This window comes from Klebsiella quasivariicola, assembly GCF_002269255.1.
Lineage (GTDB): Bacteria > Pseudomonadota > Gammaproteobacteria > Enterobacterales > Enterobacteriaceae > Klebsiella > Klebsiella quasivariicola.
In genome coordinates this window covers 3,117,765-3,140,418 of record NZ_CP022823.1, presented here as the reverse complement: position 1 = coordinate 3,140,418, position 22,654 = coordinate 3,117,765, and the positions used below count along the sequence as shown (strand labels likewise).

Below are 22,654 nucleotides of genomic sequence, written 5' to 3'. Positions count from 1 at the left end.
TCCATGGCAATTCCTGTTTATCTTTGGCTGAAAGACGACGGCGGCGCGGACATTAAAGGGTCTGTCGACGTTCAGGATCGTGAAGGCAGTATCGAAGTGGTGGCCCAGGAGCATAACCTGTACATCCCGACCGATAACAACACCGGCAAACTGACCGGCACGCGTATTCATACGCCGTTCCTGTTCACCAAGGAGATCGACTCCTCCAGCCCCTACCTGTACAAGGCAGTGACCACCGGCCAGACCCTGAAATCCGCTGAGTTCAAGTGGTACCGAATCAACGATGCCGGCCAGGAAGTGGAGTATTTCAATACCAAACTTGAGAACGTCAAGGTGGTGAAAGTGAATCCCCTGATGCACGACATCAAAAACCCCGCCTACGAGAAGCACAACCATCTGGAACAGATTGAGCTGCGCTACGAGAAGATCACCTGGACCTATAAAGACGGCAACATCATTCACTCCGATAGCTGGAACGAACGCGCCACCGCGTAATTGCCCGTCATATTTCGCGCCGCTGGCGCGCAGGCGACGTTCGCTCATCCCGGCCGCATCGTTATCTCTGCGGCCGGGGATTATTGCGGGCGATCGCCTGATGCGGGCAGCGTTTCTCTGCCCGCCGTTTTTTGCTGAGCGCCTGAGATACGGGGTCTCAGCAAAGAAAAACACAATCTGTCTGCCTGACCTTGTGCGCTTGGGGTTCCTGTTCAGGAACAGCGACGGGCGGTAGCGTGTCCGGAACCAATAAGAGAGGATCTCATGGAAAATCCAGCCAGCCTGTTACGCCGTCTTAATCCCTGCTGTGCCCGCGCAATGGAGGGGGCGGCCTCCCTGTGCCAGACCCGGGCGCATGCCGAGATCCTGCCCGAGCACTGGCTGCTTAAGCTGCTGGAACAGGGGGAAGGCGATCTGACGGTGCTGGCGCGGCGCTATGAATGGGATATGGATGCGCTGTGGCAGGATCTGCTGAACTGGCTGGATAAACAGCCGCGCTCGGTACGTCATCGTCCCCAGCTCTCTGACCATACCCTGAGGCTGATGCAGGAGGCCTGGCTGATTGCCTCGCTCAGCGGCGAAGCGCAGATCCGCAGTGTTCACCTGCTGATGGCGCTGGTTGAAAAACAGAATCTGATCCAGTGCGATGGGCTGTGGCCGCTGTTAACGCTGGGCCAGCGTCAGCTGGAACGCCTGCGCCCCTTGCTTGATGCCCAGTCCGACGAACGTCCGCCAGCGCAGCAGGAAGCGGCGCTGGCGCAGCCCCATGGCGGGGACGTGGAATTTGTGGGGCGTCCTGCGGGCAGCGAACTGAATGCGGATGGGCTCAATCCGGCGCTGCAGAACGCGCTGGACAAATTCACTCTCGACGTCACCGCCAAAGCCAGAGACGGCCAGATTGACCCGGTGTTCGGACGCGACACGGAAATCCGCCAGATGGTGGATATTCTCTCCCGTCGACGTAAAAACAACCCGATCCTCGTCGGTGAGCCGGGCGTGGGCAAGACCGCCCTGGTGGAAGGCCTGGCGCTGCGCATAGCCGAAGGCAACGTCCCCGACGCGCTGAAGCCAGTGTCGGTGCGCACCCTCGACCTCGGTCTGCTGCAGGCCGGCGCCGGGGTCAAAGGCGAGTTCGAGCAGCGGCTGAAAAATATCATTGAGGCGGTACAGCAGTCGCCTTCGCCGGTGCTGCTGTTTATCGACGAGGCGCACACGATCATCGGCGCGGGTAATCAGGCGGGCGGCGCGGATGCCGCCAACCTGCTGAAGCCGGCGCTGGCCCGGGGCGAGCTGCGGACCATCGCCGCCACCACCTGGTCTGAATACAAGCAGTACTTCGAGCGCGACGCCGCGCTGGAGCGCCGCTTTCAGATGGTCAAGGTGGATGAGCCGGACGACGACACCGCCTGCCTGATGCTGCGCGGCCTGAAGTCCCGCTATGCCGACCACCACGGCGTGCATATCACGGATGATGCGGTGCGCGCCGCCGTGACGCTGTCACGACGCTACCTCACCGGTCGCCAGCTGCCGGACAAGGCAGTGGATTTACTCGACACCGCTTCCGCCCGCCTGCGCATGAGTCTCGATACCGTGCCTGAGCCGCTGACCCGCATGAAGGCGCAGCTCACCGCGCTGGCGATGGAGAAACAGGCGCTGCTGGAAGATATTGCGCTGGGCAACAGCCCCCGCGGCGAACGGCTGGCGGCCATTGAGCAGGAGGAGATCCGCCTTATTCTGGCGCTGGATACCCTTGAAACTCAGTATGGTCAGGAGCTGCAGCTGACGGAGGCGCTGCTGGCCTGTCGCCGCGATATCTCCCGCCAGGCGGAAATTAACGACCTGCAAAACGCGCTTATTGCCGTCCAGCAGGGCAATCCGCTGCTCGGGCTGGACGTCGACGTCCGCACCGTGGCGACGGTGATTGCCGACTGGACCGGCGTGCCGCTCTCCTCGCTAATGAAAGATGAGCAGACGGAGCTGCTGAGTCTGGAAGAGAGTCTCGGCAAACGGGTGGTTGGCCAGGAGGCGGCCCTGAGCGCTATTGCCCGGCGCCTGCGCGCCGCGAAAACCGGCCTGACGCCGGAGAACGGTCCGCAGGGGGTGTTCCTGCTGGTCGGGCCGAGCGGCACCGGCAAAACGGAAACGGCTCTCGCCCTGGCCGATGCGCTGTTCGGCGGCGAGAAAGCGCTGATCACCATCAATCTCTCCGAGTACCAGGAGCCGCACACCGTCAGCCAGCTGAAGGGTTCTCCGCCGGGCTACGTCGGCTACGGCCAGGGCGGGATCCTGACCGAGGCGGTGCGCAAACGCCCCTACAGCGTGGTGCTGCTCGATGAGGTGGAGAAGGCCCATCGCGATGTGATGAACCTGTTCTATCAGGTCTTCGACCGGGGGGTGATGCGCGACGGCGAGGGGCGTGAAATTGACTTTCGCAACACCGTGATCCTGATGACCGCCAACCTCGGAAGCGACCTCCTGATGCAGTTGCTGGATGAACAGCCGGAGGCCAGTGAATCAGACCTGCACGAGCTGCTGCGCCCGGTGCTGCGCGGCCACTTCCAGCCGGCGCTGCTGGCCCGCTTCCAGACGGTGATTTACCGTCCGCTGCCGGCGGTTGCGCTGCGCGCCATTGTCGGGATCAAGCTCGGTCAGGTGAGTCAGCGTCTGGCTTGCCATTACGGAATCACCACCACCCTCAGCGAGAGCCTGTTCGAAGTGCTGACCGAGGCCTGCCTGCTGCCGGATACCGGCGCCCGCAACGTCGACAGTCTGCTGAATCAGCAGATCCTGCCGGCGCTGAGTCAGCAGCTATTGAGCCATATGGCGGCGGGGCAGAAACCGCGCCAGGTGACGCTGGGGTATCACGAAGAGGAAGGCGTCGTGATGGCGTTTGACGAGGGGACAATATCCGATGAGTAGCGTGAAATCGTTGTTGTTCAGCCATAACCACCACCTGCTTTCGGTGAAGGGATGTGAAGCCGGGCTTGATGTGCTGGCCTTCGAGGGCGATGAAGCCCTGAGCCAGCCGTTCCGCTACCGTATTGAATTCACCAGCGCAGACCATGCCATCAGCAAAGAGATGATGCTGATGAAGGCAGCCTCCCTGACGCTGCAGGCGCCGGTGGCTCAGGGCTTCGGCATCAATGTTCAGCAACCCGTGCGGGTTATCCAGGGCGTGGTGACGGGGTTTGAACGGCTCAGTACCTCCAGGGATGAAACGCACTACGCGCTGACGCTTCAGCCACGCCTGGCGCTGCTTAACCGCTCGCACCAGAACGCCATTTACCAGGACCAGTCCGTTCCGCAGATTGTGGAAAAAATCCTCCGCGAGCGCCACGGCCTGCGCGGTCAGGATTTTCTGTTCTCGCTGACAAAAACGTATCCGCGCCGCGAGCAGGTGATGCAGTACGGCGAGGATGACCTGCGCTTTATCACCCGGCTGCTGGGTGAGGTGGGGATCTGGTTTCGCTTTACCGCCGACACGCGGCTGCACATCGACGTCGCTGAGTTCTGCGACAGTCAGCAGGGTTATGAGAAGGGGCTGACGTTGCCTTCGGTCCCGCCGTCCGGGCAGCAGTCGGCCGGGGTGGACGCGGTGTGGGAGATGGCATGCCGCCACCGTGTCGTGGAGCAGCAGGTCAGTACCCGCGACTACAACTACCGCGAGGCGACGGCGGACATGAGCGCGCAGGTGGATGTCACCCGCGGGGAGACCACCACCTTCGGTGAGGCTTACCACTGGGGAGATAACTACCTGACGGCGGGGAATGCCCATGACCGGCATCCGGCGCCGGAGTCCGGGGCGTTTTACGCCCGCCTTCGCCATGAGCGTTATCTGAACGGCCAGACCCGGATGCAGGCCACCACCAGCTGCCCGACGCTCTGCCCGGGACAGGTGCTGAAGGTCACCGGCGGAGAGGAGGTGGCCGGGGAGTTTGCTGATGGCGTGCTCGTCACGGCGATGCACAGCCACGCCCGGCGCGATGCGGACTTTGCGGTGGAGTTTGCCGGCATACCGGACAGCCCGGACGTCGGCTACCGGCCTGAGCCCGGCGCGCGTCCGGTGATGGCCGGGACGCTGCCGGCCCGCGTGACCAGCACCCGGGAAAACGACACCTACGGGCATATCGACAAACACGGGCGCTACCGGGTGAATATGCTGTTTGACCGGGCGCGCTGGGAAACCGGGTTCGAGAGCCTGTGGGTCCGCCAGTCGCGGCCGTATGCCGGAGACACCTACGGTCTGCACCTGCCGCTGCTGGCGGGGACGGAGGTGGCGATTGGCTTTGAGGATGGTAACCCCGACAGGCCGTATATCGCGGGCGTGCTGCACGACTCGGCGCACGGCGACCATGTCACCATCCGCAATGACAAACGTAACGTCCTGCGCACCCCGGCCAACAACAAAATCCGCCTCGACGATGAGCGCGGGAAAGAACATATCAAGGTGTCGACGGAGTATGGCGGCAAGAGCCAGCTGAACCTCGGCCATCTCGTGGATGCTGAAAAGCAGCAGCGCGGGGACGGTTTTGAGCTAAGAACCGACAGCTGGGGAGCTATCCGGGCACAGAAAGGGATATTTATCAGCGCTGACGGGCAGGCGCAGGCTCAGGGGCAGGTGCTGGCGATGGAGCCGGCGGTCAGTTTGCTGAAAGGTGCGGTGAATCAGGTCACGGAATGGGGAAGCATTACGCAAACCCATCATAATGTTATCCCAGACACCGGCCCATTAAGCGCACTGACCACAGGCGCCAGCGATCTTAAACAGCCGACATTGCTGATGTCGGCCCCGCAGGGGATTGCCGCAGTCACGCCGGAAACGACCCTACTACACAGCGGTAACGGGCTGTATCTGCAGAGCCTGGGAGAGGTCAACATCACCACGGCACAGCGCTGTTCTCTGAATGCCAGCCAGGCTATTTCACTGCTGGCGCAACAGGAGGGGATGAGGCTGGTCTCCGCCAAAGGTCCGCTGCAAGTAGAGTCGCACGGCGATATTCTATCGCTGACCGCGCTAAAAGATATCACCGTCCAGTCAACCCAGGGGCATCTGCAGTTGACGGCTAAAAATGGCATCACCCTGGGTTGCGGCGGCGCATATATCCGTCTTACCCCGCAGGGAGAGGTACAGATCCACGGACCGGGGGTGATTAGCCTTAAGGGGCAGCATGATTTGCAGGGGCCGGTCAGCGAGGCGTTTCCCTTGCCTGAGCTACCGGCATCGGTGTGTAAAGAGTGCCTTAAAAAAGCCCAGGCGCTGGCGCAGGGCTTCGTGCCGCGGGAGGCATAGATGACCAGACAATGGATTGAAGAGGTCGCCGGAACCTGTCGGGCTTTCGGAACGGATTATCTGCATGTCATTATCGATCAGGCGGGGGTGGATTTTTCCGTTATTCCGGCGCTGAATTCGCTGTCAGTTGAGTGGCAGTCGCTTTTTCATGGACTTCCGGAAGCATTTATTGTCGATGATGCTCCGCTGGTGGCACGCTTTACGCTTGATGATCATGAGCAAATGCGCTGGTTACAGGATATCAGCCAGCAACTTGCCATCCAGGCGCCGCTGCTCCTGTTCTGCACATACTGGCCCTTTTCGGCGCTAGCGAACTGGCTCACGCAGTGTATGGATATTCTGCAGGAAGGGCGCAGCGGAATTTTACGCTTTTACGATACCCGGGTATTTCCGCTGTTGTTTACGCACATTCTCAGTGACGAGCAGCAAGAGCCATTGATGCGTCCGGCCCTGTTCTGGGCGTGGCAGGATTTTGACGGCCAGGCGAAAGGCATCAAAGGCAGTGGTCTCCCGCCGGAACGCGATGAAAATGCGCCCAAAATTGAACTCAGCGATCGCCAGCTTGAGCATCTGATGTGTATCAGCGATGTCATCGTCATGTTGTCGCACTGTGCTCCGCCTGCGGGCATGTTTGATTCAAGACAGTCACTGTTTTCGGCCTGTTACCAAGGCATGGTGGAGGCGACACGCCAGGGCCTTCTTCTGGATGACGCTCGTGAAGACTGGGTAATGAAGAAGTGGCTTTCCGACGTAAAAACCAGTGAGAGACCTTCAGAATGAAAAGCCTGGTCTGGCTGAGTACACCCCTCTCTTCATTACCCTCAACCCGACAGGGAGAGTCCGATGAAATCTGCATTAATCAGCCCGCTGCTGGCGGGTCTGCTGCTGTTATCCGGCTGCGCGCAGTCAGCCGCACAGGCCGGAGGCGGCGGTGGCGGCACCATTGACGCCATCAACCACACCAAATGGGCGATTAACCACTTCAGTATCAACGGCCAGTCGGGGATCGACATTATAGGCCCGTTTCAGGGGGGCGGCGGTGGCTGCTGCTTCAGCGTGCCCACCCGCTGGACGCCGGGTATGACGGTGCGCGTTGACTGGGAAACCGGGGTGGGGTACTCCATGGACTTTCCGGGGTATCAGGATAGGGAAAAATACCTTGCCTGGAAAAAAGGAATTGATGCCCAAAAGAGGCAGCACAGCAAAACCGTCCCGCTGCCCGACTATAACGGCCAGGATGTGTGCGGCATTACGGTGCACTTTTTACCCTGCGATGACGTGAAGGTGACCACCAGCTGCTGGTCACCGAGAAATGCGAACTATCCGATAAAAGAGCCCGTCAGGATGAAGGAGCCCGCCGTCTGTCCGAAGTAGCCCGCCTTCGTTTATTCAGGATGGCATCACCATCCCTTCATTACACTCAAACCGACAGGGAGAGTCCAATGAAATCTGCATTAATCAGCCCGCTGCTGGCGGGGCTGCTGCTGTTAACCGGCTGCGCACAGCCAGCCGCACAGGCCGGAGGCGGCGGTGGCACCATTGACGCCATCAACCACACAAAATGGGCAATTAACCACTTCAGTGTCAACGGCCAGTCGGGGATCGACATTATAGGTCCGTTTCAGGGCGGCGGTGGCGGCTGCTGCTTCAGCGTGCCCGCCCGCTGGACGCCGGGTATGACGGTGCGCGTTGACTGGGAAAGTGGTGAGGCATCGACTGAAGGTTTTCCTGGATTTGCTGATTCAAAAAAATACAGAGAGTGGAGAGATAATTTAAAACAAAACAACCGCCAGCACAGCAAAACTGTCCCGCTGCCCGACTATAACGGCCAGGATGTGTGCGGCATTACGGTGCACTTTTTAGCCTGCGATGACGTGAAGGTGACCACCAGCTGCTGGTCACCGAGAAATGCGAACTATCCGATAAAAGAGCCCGTCAGGATGAAGGAGCCCGCCGTATGTCCGAAGTAGCACGCCTTCGTTTCCCCGGGGTGACATCACCATCCCTTCATTACCCTCACCCGACAGGGAGAGTCCGATGAAATCTGCATTAATCAGCCCGCTGCTGGCGGGTCTGCTGCTGTTAACGGGCTGTGCACAGCCAGCCGCACAGGCCGGAGGCGGCGGTGGCGGCACAATAAAAGCCATCAACCACACAAAATGGGCAATTAACCACTTCAGTGTCAATGGCCAGTCGGGGATCGACATTATAGGCCCGTTTCAGGGGGGCGGAGGCGGCTGCTGCTTCAGCGTGCCCGCCCGCTGGACGCCGGGTATGACGGTGCGCGTTGACTGGGAAACCGGGGTGGGGTACTCCATGGACTTTCCGGGGTATCAGGATAGGGAAAAATACCTTGCCTGGAAAAAAGGAATTGATGCCCAAAAGAGGCAGCACAGCAAAACCGTCCCGCTGCCCGACTATAACGGCCAGGATGTGTGCGGCATTACGGTGCACTTTTTACCCTGCGATGACGTGAAGGTGACCACCAGCTGCTGGTCACCGAGAAATGCGAATTATCCGATAAAAGAGCCCGTCAGAATGAAGGAGCCCGCCGTCTGTCCGGAGTAGCACGTCAGGATGGCATCACCTTCACTTAATCACCCTCAAACCGACAGGGAGAGTCCGATGAAATCTGCATTAATCAGCCCGCTGCTGGCGGGTCTGCTGCTGTTAACCGGCTGCGCACAGCCAGCCGCACAGGCCGGAGGCGGCGGTGGCGGAACAATAAAAGCCATCAACCACACAAAATGGGCGATCAACCACTTCAGTGTCAATGGCCAGTCGGGGATCGACATTATAGGCCCGTTTCAGGGCGGCGGTGGCGGCTGCTGCTTCAGCGTGCCCGCCCGCTGGACGCCGGGTATGACGGTGCGCGTTGACTGGGAAAGTGGAGTCGCATTTGCCAGAGACATTCCTGAAATTCCTGAACCTGCTTATCCGAATTATAAAGGGCAGGATAATAAAGTCTGGACCGAAGAAATAGCAGAATATAACCAACAAAAAAGAGTTTGGTATAAAAAAATCAAAGCACTAAAACGTCAGCACAGCAAAACCGTCCCGCTGCCCGACTATAACGGCCAGGATGTGTGCGGCATTACGGTGCACTTTTTACCCTGCGATGACGTGAAGGTGACCACCAGCTGTTACACCTACGGCAGTCCGTCGTACCCGATAAAAGAGCCTGTCAGGATGAAGGAGCTCGCCGTATGTCCGGAGTAGCTCGCCTCCGTTTCCCCGGGATGGCATCACCCTCACTTAATCACCCTCAAACCGACAGGGAGAGTCCGATGAAGTCTGCATTAATCAGCCCGCTGCTGGCGGGTCTGCTGCTGTTAACTGGCTGCGCACAGCCAGCCGCCCGGGCCGGCGGCGGCACCATTGACGCCATCAACCACACAAAATGGGCAATAAACCACTTCAGTGTCAACGGCCAGTCGGGGATCGACATTATAGGCCCGTTTCAGGGTGGCGGTGGCGGCTGCTGCTTCAGCGTGCCCGCCCGCTGGACGCCGGGTATGACGGTACGCATTGACTGGGAAAGTGGGGAAGCTTCAACTGATGATTTCCCGGGATATGAAAACTGGAATAAATATCTTGAATGGGAAAAGAAAATAAAAGCCAGTCATCGGCAGCACAGCAAAACTGTCCCGCTGCCCGACTATAACGGCCAGGATGTGTGCGGCATTACGGTGCACTTTTTACCCTGCGATGACGTGAAGGTGACCACCAGCTGTTACACCTACGGCAGTCTGTCGTACCCGATAAAAGAGCCCGTCAGGATGAAGGAGCCCGCCGTATGTCCGAAATAACCGAAACCCATGCCGCCTGGGTCCCGCCGCCGTTTCCGCCGCAGGGACGTCTGCCGGGCCGGGCGCTGCAGGTTGGGCAGAACTGCCATCAGCAGAACAGCGACGAGCGGCGCTATCACCAGGAACTGTGCCTGGCTGCCGGACGGCGCGTGGAGCCGCCGTGCTGCAAGACACTGCACATCAGCCTGTTTTTCGACGGTACCGGCAATAACTTAAATCATGACTTTTTTATCGCGAACCCGAAGCACCCGACCAATATCGCGCGTTTGTTTCGCGCCACCATTGGCGACGGCACCGCCGGCGGCGTCACTGATACCAAAAAGATGCCGCTGGATGGGGTAAAAGACAGTGGAGGAAAATACTTCAAGTTTTATATTCCCGGCGTGGGCACCCCGTTCCCGGAAGTGAATGACCCGGACTATTCCACCATGGGTCTGGTGGGGGCAGTTAAGGGTGAGGATCGGATTAACTGGGCGCTGCTGCGGATTATTGATGTGCTAATGCGCCTGAGTAAGGACAAGGAAAACAACAGCATAAAGCTGTCCGAAGGAGCCAGCCGTGAATCCCTCAAAAAAATGGGTACCAGCTGGAACCGGCTGTGGTTTGGCGGCAGCCATAACCGCTATGAAGAGTTCACTCGTTTGCTGAATGATTTGGCCTCTGATTTGAAGCCCCTGATTATTCAGCCTGAGCCGGGCAAGCCGAAACTGACAGGCATCAAGCTGTATGTCTATGGTTTTTCCCGCGGCGCGGCAGCGGCGCGCACCTTTGTGCGCTGGCTGAGCGAACTGCTGCCCCCGCCGGCGGCGGAGGGTGAAAAACCGCCGCAGTGCCTGCAGACAGGCGGGATGCAGCTGCCCGTCAGCGTGGAGTTTCTCGGGCTGCTGGATACGGTGGCCTCCGTCGGGGTGGCGCATGTGGTGCCGGTTGCCGACGGGCATATGTCCTGGGCAGACGGCACGATGGAGCTGCCGGATGATGAAACCTATGGCGGGCTGATAAAAAAATGTGTTCACCTGGTTTCCGGGCATGAGCAGCGTCTCTGCTTTCCGCTGGACTCGGTGCGGCGGGCAAACGGCAAATACCCGCCCTGTGCCACTGAGGTGGTTTACCCGGGGATGCACTCGGATATCGGTGGAGGATATCCGCCGGGGGATCAGGGGAAGGCGAATGCTAAACATGATGGCTATCTGTTGTCACAAATAGTGTTGCATGACCTGTATTCAAGCGCTTTTTCTGCTGGCGCGCCACTGAAAGTCAATAAATTTAGTTTACCGGAGAGTTTAAGAAAGGATAGTTGGCGCGCTCTTGATGCTGAGCAAATTAGAGATTTTGTCGCTGCACCGGAATTAATATCACGCTTCAACGCCTGGCGTGAACTCACCCTGGGCCAAACCACGCCGAAAACGTTCGATCCCGAAGCAGCCTCTCACTACGAACCACCTGCCGCCGGCGGCAGTCTGGAAACCGTCATTGCTGAGCAGATGGCCTGGATCACCGCCTGGCGCATCGACCGCTATGCCAGAGGCTCGATGCTGAAAACGCCCTTCTATCAGCGCGCCACGAATACCGAAGCGCTGCCTGCCGCGCGGAAGGCGGCAGAAGAGGTTCGTGATGAAAAACAGGCGGCGGTGCTCAGGGCTCGCCAGAACCAGCTAGCAAACCAGCCTCCTGACAGGATGGACGAACTCGTTCTGCAGCCGGGCGTGAAGGATTTTGACCCAAAGATGGATCAAACCCAGCTGTTCGACGCGGCGAAGGAGTTCGGAAAGGATTACCACGACGGTTACCGTATCCCGGAGAACCTGGCGCAGCTGGTGCTGGATACCGTGCTGCAGCCGGTGATTTTCGTTCTCAATACCGATGATGAAGCGCAGGAATACCGGCGGATGAAGCGTGACGGAGAAGCCCGGGTGGCCGTCCTCTTTCCCGATGCCGGGGAGGCCAGCAACGCGGAGCAGCCTGCCGGGCTGGTGAGGGCGCTGTTTGATGACCAGATACATGACTCACGCGCCTGGTTTATGTATGCCGCGCTTGGCACGCGCGAGATGTGGACCGGTTACTTCCGCTACCGGATGATTTACTTCAGCGAGCGCTGCAGTAAACCGCTCTCGCCGCTGGTGCTCGCCGGAGACCTGGTGGGTTTTGCGACCGTGACTGCGGGTGTCGTGCTCAGTTTCCGGCAAAAGCGCCTGACCGGCAAGCTGGCCGGGCTGGCTGCGACAGGCGCCGTGCGCTCGCTGGAGGTGGCGGTGCTGGACAAGATAACCGGGGAAGCGCTGCCGGAGCTGCCCGGAGGGGAGCAGCTGCGGGCATTTACCCACGAGCCGGGAACCGTTGTCGCACAGCAAAAGGCGCGGAAAGCGGAACAGCAGCTGGCGCGGGGGCAAGCCGCGCTGCCGGCCAGCTGGCTGGAGGACGTTCTGACGACAACGGTCTGAACGCCGAAAAAGAGGAACCGATGGACAGGGAGAACTCGATGAAATCTGCATTAATCAGCCCGCTGCTGGCGGGTCTGCTGCTGTTAACCGGCTGCGCGCAGCCTGCCGCCCGGGCCGGAGGCGGCACCATTGACGCCATCAACCACACCAAATGGGCGATCAACCACTTCAGTATCAACGGCCAGTCGGGCATTGATTCAATAGGTCCGTTCCAGGGTGGCGGTGGCGGCTGTTGCTTCAGCGTGCCCGCCCGCTGGGCACCGGGTATGACGGTGCGCGTTGACTGGGAAACCGGGCAGGGTTCATCCGCGGGTTTCCCGGGGTTTGCCGACAGGGCTAAATATAAAGCCTGGATAGCAGACATTGATGCCCAAAAACGCCAGCACAGCAAAACCGTCCCGCTGCCCGACTATAACGGCCAGGATGTGTGCGGCATTACGGTACACTTTTTGCCCTGCGATGATGTGAAGGTGACCACCAGCTGCTGGTCACCGAGAAATGTGAACTATCCGATAAAAGAGCCCGTCAGGATGAAGGAGCCGGCCGTCTGTCCGAAGTAGCTCGCCTTCGTTTATTCAGGCTGGCATCACCCTCACTTAATCACCCTCAAACCGACAGGGAGAGTCCGATGAAATCTGCATTAATCAGCCCGCTGCTGGCGGGTCTGCTGCTGTTAACCGGCTGCGCACAGCCTGCCGCACAGGCCGGAGGCGGCGGTGGCGGAACAATAAAAGCCATCAACCACACAAAATGGGCGATCAACCACTTCAGTGTCAATGGCCAGTCGGGGATCGACATTATAGGCCCGTTTCAGGGCGGCGGTGGCGGCTGCTGCTTCAGCGTTCCCGCCCGCTGGACGCCGGGTATGACGGTGCGCGTTGACTGGGAAACCGGGGTGGGTTCATCTGCGGGTTTCCCGGGATATGAAGATGAGAAGAAGTTTTTAGAGTGGGCAAGGAATATTAAAGCTCAGAACCGTCAGCACAGCAAAACCGTCCCGCTACCCGACTATAACGGCCAGGATGTGTGCGGCATTACGGTTCACTTTTTGCCCTGCGATGACGTGAAAGTGACCACCAGCTGCTGGTCACCGAGAAATGCGAACTATCCGATAAAAGAGCCCGTCAGGATGAAGGAGCCCGCCGTCTGTCCGGAGTAGCACGTCAGGCTGGCATCACCCTCACTTAATCACCCTCAAACCGACAGGGAGAGTCCGATGAAATCTGCATTAATCAGCCCGCTGCTGGCGGGTCTGCTGCTGTTAACCGGCTGTGCACAGCCTGCCGCACAGGCCGGAGGCGGCGGTGGCGGAACAATAAAAGCCATCAACCACACAAAATGGGCGATCAACCACTTCAGTGTCAACGGCCAGTCGGGGATCGACATTATAGGCCCGTTTCAGGGCGGCGGAGGCGGCTGCTGCTTCAGCGTGCCCGCCCGCTGGACGCCGGGTATGACGGTGCGCGTTGACTGGGAAAGTGGTGAGGCATCGACTGAAGGTTTTCCTGGATTTGCTGATTCAAAAAAATACAGAGAGTGGAGAGATAATTTAAAACAAAACAACCGCCAGCACAGCAAAACTGTCCCGCTGCCCGACTATAACGGCCAGGATGTGTGCGGCATTACGGTTCACTTTTTGCCCTGCGATGACGTGAAAGTGACCACCAGCTGCTGGTCACCGAGAAATGCGAACTATCCGATAAAAGAGCCCGTCAGGATGAAGGAGCCCGCTGTATGTCCGAAATAACCGAAACCCATGCCGCCTGGGTCCCGCCGCCGTTTCCGCCGCAGGGACGTCTGCCGGGCCGGGCGCTGCAGGTTGGGCAGAACTGCCATCAGCAGAACAGCGACGAGCGGCGCTATCACCAGGAACTGTGCCTGGCTGCCGGACGTCGCGTGGAGCCGCCGTGCTGCAAGACGCTGCACATCAGCCTGTTTTTCGACGGTACCGGCAATAACTTAAATCATGACTTTTTTATCGCGAACCCGAAACATCCGACCAATATCGCCCGGCTGTTTCGGGCGACTATTGGAACGGGAACGGCTGGCGGGGTGCCGTCTGACGATCAGAGCAAGCTGTTTGATGATGACGGCGGGGGGGACGGGAAATATTTTAAATTCTATATGCCTGGCGTTGGCACCCCCTTCCCGGAAGTGAATGACCCGGACTATTCCACCATGGGTCTGGTGGGGGCAGTTAAGGGGGAGGATCGGATTAACTGGGCGCTGCTGCGCATAATCGATGTGCTGATGTTTAGTGCCACCGAAAAATGGCTGACCACCACAGAGAGTCGTCGTTCACTGAAAGAAATGAGCACCAGCTGGAACCGGCTGTGGTTTGGCGGCAGCCATAACCGCTATGAAGAGTTCACTCGCTTGCTGAATGGTCTTGCCCCGAAACTGATGCCGATGCTGATTCAGCCTGAACCGGGCAAGCCGAAACTGACAGGCATCAAGCTGTATGTCTATGGTTTTTCCCGCGGCGCGGCAGCGGCGCGCACCTTTGTGCGCTGGCTGAGCGAACTGCTGCCCCCTCCGGCGGCGGAGGGTGAAAAACCGCCGCAGTGCCTGCAGACAGGCGGGATGCAGCTGCCCGTCAGCGTGGAGTTTCTCGGGCTGCTGGATACGGTGGCCTCCGTCGGGGTGGCGCATGTGGTGCCGGTTGCCGACGGGCATATGTCCTGGGCAGACGGCACGATGGAGCTGCCGGATGATGAAACCTATGGCGGGCTGATAAAAAAATGTGTTCACCTGGTCTCCGGGCATGAGCAGCGTCTCTGCTTTCCGCTGGACTCTGTGCGGCGGGCAAACGGCAAATACCCGCCCTGTGCCAGAGAGGTGGTTTACCCGGGGATGCATTCGGATATCGGGGGAGGGTATCCGCCGGGGGATCAAGGAAAAGGCAACGATGAATTTGATCGATTTTTGTTATCGCAGATCTCGCTTCATGACATGTATGCCAATGCATTTCAAGCAGGTGCTCCATTAAAGGTTCCAGAACCATCGCTCCCAGAAAATTTGAAAAATGCTAACTGGAGGGCTATGGATCCAACAATGCAATTGGAGTTTGCTGTTTCACCTGAACTTATCAACCGCTTCAACGCCTGGCGCGAACTCACCCTGGGCCAAACCACGCCGAAAACGTTCGATCCTGAAGCAGCCTCTCACTACGAACCACTTGCCGCCGGCGGCAGTCTGGAAACCGTCATTGCTGAGCAGATGGCCTGGATCACCGCCTGGCGCATCGACCGCTATGCCAGAGGCTCGATGCTGAAAACGCCCTTCTATCAGCGCGCCACGAATACCGAAGCGCTGCCTGCCGCGCGTAAGGCGGCAGAAGAGATTCGTGATAAAGAACAGGAGAAGGTGCTCAGTGCTCGCCAGGACCAGATAGCAAACCAGTCTCCTGACAGGATGGATGAGCTGGTTCTGCAGCCGGGCGTGAAGGATTTTGACCCAAAGATGGATCAAACCCAGCTGTTCGACGCGGCGAAGGAGTTCGGAAAGGATTACCACGACGGTTACCGTATCCCGGATAACCTGGCGCAGCTGGTGCTGGATACCGTGCTGCAGCCGGTGATTTTCGTTCTCAATACCGATGATGAAGCGCAGGAATACCGGCGCATGAAGTGTGACGGAGAGGCCCGGGTGGCCGTCCTCTTTCCCGATGCCGGGGAGGCCAGCAACGCGGAGCAGCCTGCCGGGCTGGTGAGGGCGCTGTTTGATGATCAGGTGCATGACTCACGCGCCTGGTTTATGTATGCCGCGCTCGGCACGCGCGAGATGTGGACCGGTTACTTCCGCTACCGGATGATTTACTTCAGCGAGCGCTGCAGTAAACCGCTCTCGCCGCTGGTGCTCGCCGGAGACCTGGTGGGTTTTGCGACCGTGACCGCGGGTGTCGTGCTCAGTTTCCGGCAAAAGCGCCTGACCGGCAAGCTGGCCGGGCTGGCCGCGACAGGCGCCGTGCGCTCGCTGGAGGTGGCGGTGCTGGACAAGATAACCGGGGAAGCGCTGCCGGAGCTGCCCGGAGGGGAGCAGCTGCGGGCATTTACCCACGAGCCGGGAACCGTTGTCGCACAGCAAAAGGCGCGGAAAGCGGAACAGCAGCTGGCGCGGGGGCAAGCCGCGCTGCCGGCCAGCTGGCTGGAGGACGTTCTGACGACAACGGTCTGAACGCGGATAAGGAGGATCCGATGAATAAAGTCATTCGCAAAGGCGATACCCTGCGGGAGTATGGGGGCAGGGTGCTGATGGGGCATTATCAGTGTTTTGGTCTGGGATTCGCCTGCAAGGGCGACCCGGTCAAGTGTAACAAACACGGTATGACGACCATTGCTGAAGGCAGCGCACGAACCACGATTGATGGCCAGCCGGTTGCGCTGCACGGTCATCGCTGCGCCTGCGGCTGCACGCTGGTCAGCTCTAACCCAGACTGCGGGGTTGATCAGTGAGGCCGGTACCGGAGTATCCCCCGTACGGAGACGCGCGACCGCCTGGTACGGCCAGGTGGCTATCGGCTTCGGCCCTGCTGGTCCTGCTTAGCGGCGGGGTCAGCGCTTTACTTCCCTCGGCAGAAGGAAAAAGCGCCCTGGCCGCCACCGGGATCCTGTTGGCTCTGGTGCTGGCGGGTACCGGCTGGTTGATCCGGCTGCTGTACTACCGCATGAGCGTGCATAACGCCAGGTTCTATGACCAACTGGTAGCATACGAACAACAGCAATGGTGGGCGGAGCATCGGCAGCCGATCGGGTTACAGGAAGGTCTGTTGCTGGGGCCCATGGGCAAAACGACCACTGACTGGCTGCGGGTGCTAAGCCGTCACCAGCGTCCGCCAGAGGAAGAGAACGAGGGCGGCGGCAGGGCGCTGCGAGCGCCATACCTTTCAGTTTCTGAGGCTATCGCCCGCGAAAAACGGCTGGCGGAACTACTGGTGATGGAATGGCAACGACAGCGCAGTGAAAGAACGCTTACGCCGCCGCTGCGTTGCTACTGGCAGGGAACGGAGCTCGCCTGGCAGGCGTTTCGTGCACAGATGACCCTCACTGTTGCGCAGATGACACTACCCTCACGCCCGTATGCCTGGCGTGGGGAGGCCAGCCTCGCGGAGATAGCACACACTCTGGCGGAAGCTGACCCCGATGACACTGTGCTTATCGCCGGATGTCAGGTGATTGTCGCCCGGACGGGGGCGGTGCAACCCGCCGGAGAGTCTGCGGTACTGTGGCTCGCCGGACGGGACGGTCCGGTGCACCTGACCAGGGGGGAAACCTATTGCGCAGAAAAAGGGGAGGCCCTGACTGCTGTAGCCGCTCGTGTGCTGGAGCAGAACGAACTGAGCGGCCCCCCGGAAGCCTGTGCGCTGTTTTTTCAGCCGGGACTGGAAGCGCTGGCGCACAGCGGTTGGGATATTAACCTGTATCGCCAGGATGCCTGTTGGGGAGACATCGGCGAGATGGAAGGCTTGACCGTTCTGTCGCTGGCGGCGATCTACGCCGCGCACTACCAACAACCGTGTGGCTGGCTAGCCCGCGATCCCTTGAATACCCTCGCAATTGGAATTGTAAAACCTGATGGACAACGTCAATAAACCTGCCGCTATCTCTGTGGCGGCTACGGTTATCGTCTGTATTGCTGCGATCACGCTTCTGGTGCTCCTGGGCGGGCTGGCATGGTGGCTGTGGGCGATGGATCGTGCCACGCAGTGGGAAACGCTGCGCCCGCTTATCGCCACGGGCTTTATTATCTGGGGGATGGCACTCAGCCTGCTGGTACTGGGGTTTATGGCCTTTCGACTGCTGATAAAAGATAAGGTTAAGCCTTCAGCTGCGCCTGTGCGGCAACCCACCAGGCCCGCCGGGCGCGAAGCCCTTTATGCCCCGCTGAAAAAGCACCTTCACGCACGTTACCGCCTGCGCTGGCGCCGCAAAGTCCGCCTGCTGCTGGTTACCGGGGACGATGCAGCAATCGAACAACTGGCGCCTGGTCTGCGTCAGCAGCAGTGGCTTGAAGGTAACCGCACTGTGCTGATTTACGGCGGTAACCTGATCACAGAGCCCGACCAAGAAAAATACGCCGCGCTGCGCAAGCTGCGCCGCGGTCGTCCTCTGGACGGGATTGTGCGGGTGATGCCGTCGTCTCTCACCCTGACGCCGCAGATAAGCGAGAGCGACCTGCACGGGCTGGAAAAAATCAGTGAACTGCTGGGCTATGCCGCCCCGGTCTGGTTGTGGAAACTATGCGATAGTGAGTGGCCGCAGGCTGACCGCGCGGTGCAGGCGGTAGGCGTTAGCTTCCCGTTGCGCGCCACTGAGGACGATGTCGCCCGTCAGCTTGCGCAGATGCTGCCCATGCTGCGGGAGCAGGGGATGCGCCAGATCGCGGAGGAGACCCGCCACGACTTCCTGCTGCGTCTGGGGCAGCGGCTTATCGACGGAGGGATCGCGCAATGGCGCTGGCAGCTGGCGCCGTGGCTGACCGCCTCGCGGCAGCGGTTTGCGCTGCGTGGCCTGATGTTTAGCCTGCCAGAGCCTCGCGCCAAGGATCCTTATCAGGAGGCTGATACCTCGCCTGCGGGCCAGCCTCATCTCCTGACGCTGCCCGCGACCTGGCAGGGGATCGTCGATGACTGCCGCCGTTTACGCGGGCATCACGTGGGAATGGCATGGGAGCGGGGCCTGGCGTGCGGTCTGCTGGCCATCCTCGGCCTGTGGGCGGCGGGACTGCTGCTCTCCTTTGCCCTCAATTACAGTCAGATTGCTTCGGTAGCGGGAAAAGCCCGCGACCTGGTGGCCCACCCCTCTGTTTCTGACTATCAACTGACGGCCCTGCATGCCCTGCGCAATGAGGCCGGCCGTCTCGTGCACGATGGGCAGAAGGGCGCTCCCTGGTATCGGCGCTTTGGTCTGGACCATCATCAGCAACTATTAGACGCCGTCCTGCCCTGGTACGGTGTGGCAAATCATCGCCTGATACGTGACCCGGCCAATGCCGCGTTGCAGCAGGCGCTCAGCGCGCTGGTCAACTCCGCCCCCAATAGCGACCAACGAGCCCAGCTGGCGAAACCAGGCTATGACCAGCTGAAAGCCTGGCTGATGATGGCTCGTCCGGATAAAGCCGATGGCGCATTTTTCGCGCAGACCATGAAAACGGTCCAGCCGACGCGAATGGGGATCTCGACCGGTCTGTGGCAAAGTCTGGCGCCGGATTTGTGGGCCTTTTATCTCTCCCTGCTGCCCGAGCGGCCAGAGTGGAAGATCATCCCGGATGCGCAACGGGTGAGTCAGAGCCGTCAGGTTCTGTTGCAGCAGCTAGGTCGCCGCAATGCCGAAAGCACCTTATATGAGAACATGCTCAAATCCGTGCGTCGTAATTTTGCCGATGTGTCGCTGGAAGACATGACCAGTGGCACCGACGCGCGCCGCCTGTTTACCACCGATGAAGTGGTCCCGGGGATGTTTACCCGCCAGGCATGGGAAGGCGGCATTCAGCAGGCCATTGATAAGGCAGCCAGCTCGCGCCGGGAGGAAATCGACTGGGTGCTGAGCGATTCGCGCAAAACGATGTCGACAGACCTGTCGCCGGAGGCGCTGAAAGCGCGTCTGACCCGACGCTACTTCACCGATTTCGCCGGCAGCTGGCTGAATTTTCTCAACAGTCTGCGACTCAACCCGACGACCAATATCGCCGATGTTACCGACCAGCTCACGCTGATAAGCGATGTCCGTCAGTCACCGCTGATTGCCCTGATGAATACCCTTGCCTGGCAGGGGCAGGCGGGGCAACAAAGGGAGGGGCTGTCGGACAGCCTTATTAAATCGGCCAAAGATCTGGTGGGCGGGAAAGACAAGCCGGTCATCGACCAGTCGGCCGCCGGCCCGCAGGGGCCTCTGGATGACACGTTCGGCCCACTGCTCCAGCTGATGGGGAAAAACACGGGCAGCAACGTCATGTCGGCCGATAGCACCCTGAGCCTGCAAACCTATCTGACCCGTATCACCCGCGTGCGCCTGCGCCTGCAGCAGGTTGCGAATGCTTCCGATCCGCAGGAGATGATGCAGACCCTGGCGCAGACCGTCTTCCAGGGGAAAAGCGTCGACCTGACCGACACGCAACAATATGGCAGCCTGATTTCGGCAAGCCTTGGCGAAGAGTGGAGTGGCTTCGGTAACACTCTGTTTGTGCAGCCGCTAACTCAGGCCTGGGAAACCGTGCTTCTGCCGTCGGCGGCCAGTCTGAATGATAAATGGCGCCGATCGGTGGTCGCCAACTGGCACACCGCCTTTGACGGACGCTTTCCGTTTGCCGCCAGCAAAAGCGACGCCTCCCTGCCGATGCTGGCTGAGTTTGTGCGCAAGGACAGCGGGCGGATCGAACGTTTTCTCACGACGGAGCTGAACGGTGTCCTGCATAAAGAAGGCAGTCAATGGGTGCCGGATAAGGTCAACAGTCACGGCCTGGTCTTTAATCCGGCCTTTCTGCGCGCGATCAACCAGCTAAGCCAGCTGTCCGACATTCTTTTCACCGACGGAAGCCAGGGGATCAGCTTTGAGTTACAGGCCAGGCCTGCCCCGGAGGTTGTGGAGACACAGCTGACGATAGACGGCCAAAAGTTACGCTATTTCAATCAGATGGCCGACTGGAAGACTTTCCGCTGGCCGGGGGAGACGTATAAACCCGGCACTCTGCTGACCTGGACCAGCGTCAATGCGGGCACGCGCCTGTTCGGTGACTACAGCGGTACCTGGGGCTTTATTCGCTGGCTGGAGCAGGGTAAACGCCAGCCGCTGGATCGCAGTCAGTGGATGATGAGCTTCTCCGCTCCGGATGGCCGCACCCTGCAGTGGGTATTGCGCTCCCAGCTTGGGAGTGGCCCGCTGGCGCTTCTGGCGCTGCGCGGATTGACCCTGCCAGATCAGATTTTCACTGTCGATGCGGCTGAGAGCGCACAGGCCCTGACGACGGGGGTAGGGAATAGTGACATGGATGAGATGGAATAATGAGCATTTTACAAAATTTGGTTGCCGCCAGTCAGTTGGATGAAAGCGTACTGCAACAGCAGGCCCGGTCACGTCAGGCGCAGTGGCAGTCCTGGCTTGCGCCAATCAGTGACGCCCAACCAACCGGGGACGATCCGGGCTATGACGATGATTTTCAGCGTATCCGCGAGGAGGTCAATAAGATCTCCGGTGTCGATACCGAACTGATTTGCCAGCTGGCAGAAAAACTGCTGACTCAGACCTGCAAGGATCTGCGCGTGATCACCTTTTACGTGTGGGCGCGTCTGCAGCGGGAAGGCGAGAGCGGTCTGGCGGAAGGCGTTACGCTGCTGGCGGCAATGCTTGAGCGGTTTGGGGCTATGCTCCATCCCCAGCGTGAACGTAGCTGTAAATCGGCGCTGGAATGGCTTGGCAGTCGCCGGATGTCGGACAGTCTGTCTCTTTATCCGGAAGTCGACATGACCACTATGCAGGTCATTATCGGGGCGTTATTGCTGGCGGAAGCCTCTTTTGCCGGCTTGGCTGAGGCATCCCGCCCCGATCTTTCCGGGCTATATCAGATACTGGAGAACCGCCTGGTGCAAAACGGCGGAGCCCACAGTCTGGTGCCGCAGACCAGCCGTGAAGAACACGATCTGCTGCCCCAACATACGGACACCGCACCGGTAATGCATACCGTCACGTCTGGTCGTGATTTGCTCGATCAGGCTAAGGTGCTGGCGAAATATCTGCGTGAGTGTCCCGGTGGATGGCTGGCAGGTCATCATCTGATGAAGAGTGTGCGTTGGGATACGTTAACGGAGTTACCGCCGCTGGATGCCACGGGCCGGACCCGGCTATTGCCTCCCAAGCCTGAGAGTAAAGCCCATCTTAAGCGGTTGTATTTACAGAAAAGCTGGTCGGAACTGCTGGAGCATACGGACACGCTGTTGGCGCAAGGCGTCAACCACTTGTGGCTGGATGTGCAGTGGTACGCCTGGCAGGCGCTGCTGAAACTGGATGCTGACAGTGTACGGGCCGATATCCTGTGCCGGGATATGAAAGGGCTACTGGCTCGTCTGCCGGGGCTGGAAACCCTGGCGTTTAACGATGGTACGCCATTCGCCGATGAAGTAACGCTCAACTGGCTTAACGAGCGTGTTCTGGATGAGATGGCCGGATGGCAAGATGAGCCGGTAATGGCGGCGACCAGCGCTGATGAGGTGCTGTCGCTGGAGCCAGAAGTGCTCACCCGCGCGGACGATGAGGGTATTGAGTCGGCGCTGAACTGGTTACAGGCGCAGCCGGGCTATACCACCAGCCGCAATCGGTGGCTGATGCGCTTATTGATGGCGCGGGTCAGCGAGCAGTACGGAAAAAATGAAATGGCGCTGCATCTGCTGGCGGAACTCGACAGCCGCGCCCGGGAAATGACGCTCGAACAATGGAAGCCGGAGCTTATCTTTGAGGTCAAAGCCCGCCGACTCCGGCTGCTCAGAGGCAAGGCCGGGCGCAGTGAGGCAGAAAAAAATCGCTTGCTGCCAGAAATGGAGTCATTGCTTGCCGGGCTTATCGCTCTGGATCCCGCTCGCGCTGCGGTGCTGTGCGCATAATTCACGCATCATTCACATTGCACTCCCT

At 59.6% G+C, this 22,654-nt stretch carries 18 protein-coding genes; all 18 read left to right on the top strand.

Going from position 1 to position 22,654, the window contains the following annotated elements:
* Positions 1 to 3 precede the first annotated feature (3 nt).
* The gene (hcp, locus tag B8P98_RS15660; RefSeq protein WP_002902160.1) at positions 4 to 495 is read left to right on the top strand and encodes a type VI secretion system effector Hcp; all 492 of its coding nucleotides are present in this window, start codon (positions 4 to 6) and stop codon (positions 493 to 495) included.
* A 264-nt stretch (positions 496 to 759) separates the two neighbouring features.
* Positions 760 to 3,414, top strand: a complete 2,655-nt coding sequence (tssH, locus tag B8P98_RS15655; RefSeq protein WP_095033204.1) for a type VI secretion system ATPase TssH — start codon at positions 760 to 762, stop codon at positions 3,412 to 3,414.
* A 1-nt stretch (position 3,415) separates the two neighbouring features.
* A complete protein-coding gene (locus tag B8P98_RS15650) occupies positions 3,416 to 5,785 on the top strand; it encodes a type VI secretion system Vgr family protein (RefSeq protein ID WP_165453988.1) in 2,370 nt (789 codons plus the stop codon).
* Positions 5,786 to 6,565: a DUF4123 domain-containing protein gene (locus tag B8P98_RS15645; protein ID WP_023340022.1), complete on the top strand. Its 780-nt coding sequence runs from the start codon at positions 5,786 to 5,788 to the stop codon at positions 6,563 to 6,565.
* Positions 6,566 to 6,628: 63 nt separating this feature from the next.
* The gene (gene tli1, locus B8P98_RS15640; RefSeq protein WP_023340023.1) at positions 6,629 to 7,159 is read left to right on the top strand and encodes a T6SS immunity phospholipase A1-binding lipoprotein Tli1-KP; all 531 of its coding nucleotides are present in this window, start codon (positions 6,629 to 6,631) and stop codon (positions 7,157 to 7,159) included.
* Positions 7,160 to 7,227: 68 nt separating this feature from the next.
* Positions 7,228 to 7,755, top strand: a complete 528-nt coding sequence (gene tli1 / locus B8P98_RS15635) for a T6SS immunity phospholipase A1-binding lipoprotein Tli1-KP (protein WP_095033202.1) — start codon at positions 7,228 to 7,230, stop codon at positions 7,753 to 7,755.
* A gap of 67 nt (positions 7,756 to 7,822) precedes the next feature.
* The gene (gene tli1 / locus B8P98_RS15630; protein ID WP_095033201.1) at positions 7,823 to 8,353 is read left to right on the top strand and encodes a T6SS immunity phospholipase A1-binding lipoprotein Tli1-KP; all 531 of its coding nucleotides are present in this window, start codon (positions 7,823 to 7,825) and stop codon (positions 8,351 to 8,353) included.
* A 57-nt stretch (positions 8,354 to 8,410) separates the two neighbouring features.
* Positions 8,411 to 9,004: a DUF3304 domain-containing protein gene (locus B8P98_RS15625; RefSeq protein ID WP_095033200.1), complete on the top strand. Its 594-nt coding sequence runs from the start codon at positions 8,411 to 8,413 to the stop codon at positions 9,002 to 9,004.
* Positions 9,005 to 9,072: 68 nt separating this feature from the next.
* Positions 9,073 to 9,594, top strand: coding sequence for a T6SS immunity phospholipase A1-binding lipoprotein Tli1-KP (gene tli1, locus B8P98_RS15620; RefSeq protein WP_012968404.1), 522 nt, complete (start codon positions 9,073 to 9,075; stop codon positions 9,592 to 9,594).
* The gene (locus B8P98_RS31435; RefSeq protein ID WP_095033199.1) at positions 9,582 to 12,035 is read left to right on the top strand and encodes a T6SS phospholipase effector Tle1-like catalytic domain-containing protein; all 2,454 of its coding nucleotides are present in this window, start codon (positions 9,582 to 9,584) and stop codon (positions 12,033 to 12,035) included. The genes tli1 (B8P98_RS15620) and B8P98_RS31435 overlap by 13 nt, the downstream gene beginning before the upstream one ends.
* Before the next feature lie 38 nt (positions 12,036 to 12,073).
* Complete coding sequence (gene tli1, locus B8P98_RS15610; RefSeq protein ID WP_032746719.1) at positions 12,074 to 12,595, top strand: T6SS immunity phospholipase A1-binding lipoprotein Tli1-KP; 522 nt, start codon at positions 12,074 to 12,076, stop codon at positions 12,593 to 12,595.
* 68 nt (positions 12,596 to 12,663) lie between these two features.
* Entirely contained in the window at positions 12,664 to 13,194 is a 531-nt protein-coding gene (gene tli1, locus B8P98_RS15605) for a T6SS immunity phospholipase A1-binding lipoprotein Tli1-KP (RefSeq protein ID WP_095033198.1), read from the top strand.
* Between the two features lie 57 nt (positions 13,195 to 13,251).
* Positions 13,252 to 13,782 carry a T6SS immunity phospholipase A1-binding lipoprotein Tli1-KP gene (gene tli1 / locus B8P98_RS15600; protein ID WP_038422402.1) on the top strand — a complete coding sequence of 177 codons (531 nt, stop codon included), beginning with the start codon at positions 13,252 to 13,254 and terminating at the stop codon, positions 13,780 to 13,782.
* Entirely contained in the window at positions 13,770 to 16,211 is a 2,442-nt protein-coding gene (locus tag B8P98_RS31430; protein ID WP_095033197.1) for a T6SS phospholipase effector Tle1-like catalytic domain-containing protein, read from the top strand. Before tli1 (B8P98_RS15600) ends, B8P98_RS31430 begins: the two co-directional genes overlap by 13 nt.
* Before the next feature lie 20 nt (positions 16,212 to 16,231).
* Positions 16,232 to 16,489: a PAAR domain-containing protein gene (locus B8P98_RS15590; RefSeq protein ID WP_002902252.1), complete on the top strand. Its 258-nt coding sequence runs from the start codon at positions 16,232 to 16,234 to the stop codon at positions 16,487 to 16,489.
* Positions 16,486 to 17,625 (top strand): hypothetical protein, encoded by a 1,140-nt coding sequence (locus tag B8P98_RS15585; RefSeq protein ID WP_095033196.1) that lies wholly within the window; start codon positions 16,486 to 16,488, stop codon positions 17,623 to 17,625. The genes B8P98_RS15590 and B8P98_RS15585 overlap by 4 nt, the downstream gene beginning before the upstream one ends.
* Positions 17,609 to 21,034: an ImcF-related family protein gene (locus B8P98_RS15580; RefSeq protein ID WP_023340030.1), complete on the top strand. Its 3,426-nt coding sequence runs from the start codon at positions 17,609 to 17,611 to the stop codon at positions 21,032 to 21,034. The genes B8P98_RS15585 and B8P98_RS15580 overlap by 17 nt, the downstream gene beginning before the upstream one ends.
* A complete protein-coding gene (tssA, locus tag B8P98_RS15575) occupies positions 21,034 to 22,626 on the top strand; it encodes a type VI secretion system protein TssA (protein ID WP_023340031.1) in 1,593 nt (530 codons plus the stop codon). The genes B8P98_RS15580 and tssA overlap by 1 nt, the downstream gene beginning before the upstream one ends.
* Positions 22,627 to 22,654: the final 28 nt, after the last annotated feature.

Bases quoted from the DNA above. Each gene is read 5' to 3' on its own strand.
- hcp (WP_002902160.1), top strand. From the start codon at position 4: ATGGCAATTCCTGTTTATCTTTGGCTGAAAGACGACGGCGGCGCGGAC.
- tssH (WP_095033204.1), top strand. From the start codon at position 760: ATGGAAAATCCAGCCAGCCTGTTACGCCGTCTTAATCCCTGCTGTGCC.
- B8P98_RS15645 (WP_023340022.1), top strand. From the start codon at position 5,786: ATGACCAGACAATGGATTGAAGAGGTCGCCGGAACCTGTCGGGCTTTC.
- tli1 (WP_023340023.1), top strand. From the start codon at position 6,629: ATGAAATCTGCATTAATCAGCCCGCTGCTGGCGGGTCTGCTGCTGTTA.
- tli1 (WP_095033202.1), top strand. From the start codon at position 7,228: ATGAAATCTGCATTAATCAGCCCGCTGCTGGCGGGGCTGCTGCTGTTA.
- tli1 (WP_095033201.1), top strand. From the start codon at position 7,823: ATGAAATCTGCATTAATCAGCCCGCTGCTGGCGGGTCTGCTGCTGTTA.
- B8P98_RS15625 (WP_095033200.1), top strand. From the start codon at position 8,411: ATGAAATCTGCATTAATCAGCCCGCTGCTGGCGGGTCTGCTGCTGTTA.
- tli1 (WP_012968404.1), top strand. From the start codon at position 9,073: ATGAAGTCTGCATTAATCAGCCCGCTGCTGGCGGGTCTGCTGCTGTTA.
- B8P98_RS31435 (WP_095033199.1), top strand. From the start codon at position 9,582: ATGTCCGAAATAACCGAAACCCATGCCGCCTGGGTCCCGCCGCCGTTT.
- tli1 (WP_032746719.1), top strand. From the start codon at position 12,074: ATGAAATCTGCATTAATCAGCCCGCTGCTGGCGGGTCTGCTGCTGTTA.
- tli1 (WP_095033198.1), top strand. From the start codon at position 12,664: ATGAAATCTGCATTAATCAGCCCGCTGCTGGCGGGTCTGCTGCTGTTA.
- tli1 (WP_038422402.1), top strand. From the start codon at position 13,252: ATGAAATCTGCATTAATCAGCCCGCTGCTGGCGGGTCTGCTGCTGTTA.
- B8P98_RS31430 (WP_095033197.1), top strand. From the start codon at position 13,770: ATGTCCGAAATAACCGAAACCCATGCCGCCTGGGTCCCGCCGCCGTTT.
- B8P98_RS15590 (WP_002902252.1), top strand. From the start codon at position 16,232: ATGAATAAAGTCATTCGCAAAGGCGATACCCTGCGGGAGTATGGGGGC.
- B8P98_RS15580 (WP_023340030.1), top strand. From the start codon at position 17,609: ATGGACAACGTCAATAAACCTGCCGCTATCTCTGTGGCGGCTACGGTT.
- tssA (WP_023340031.1), top strand. From the start codon at position 21,034: ATGAGCATTTTACAAAATTTGGTTGCCGCCAGTCAGTTGGATGAAAGC.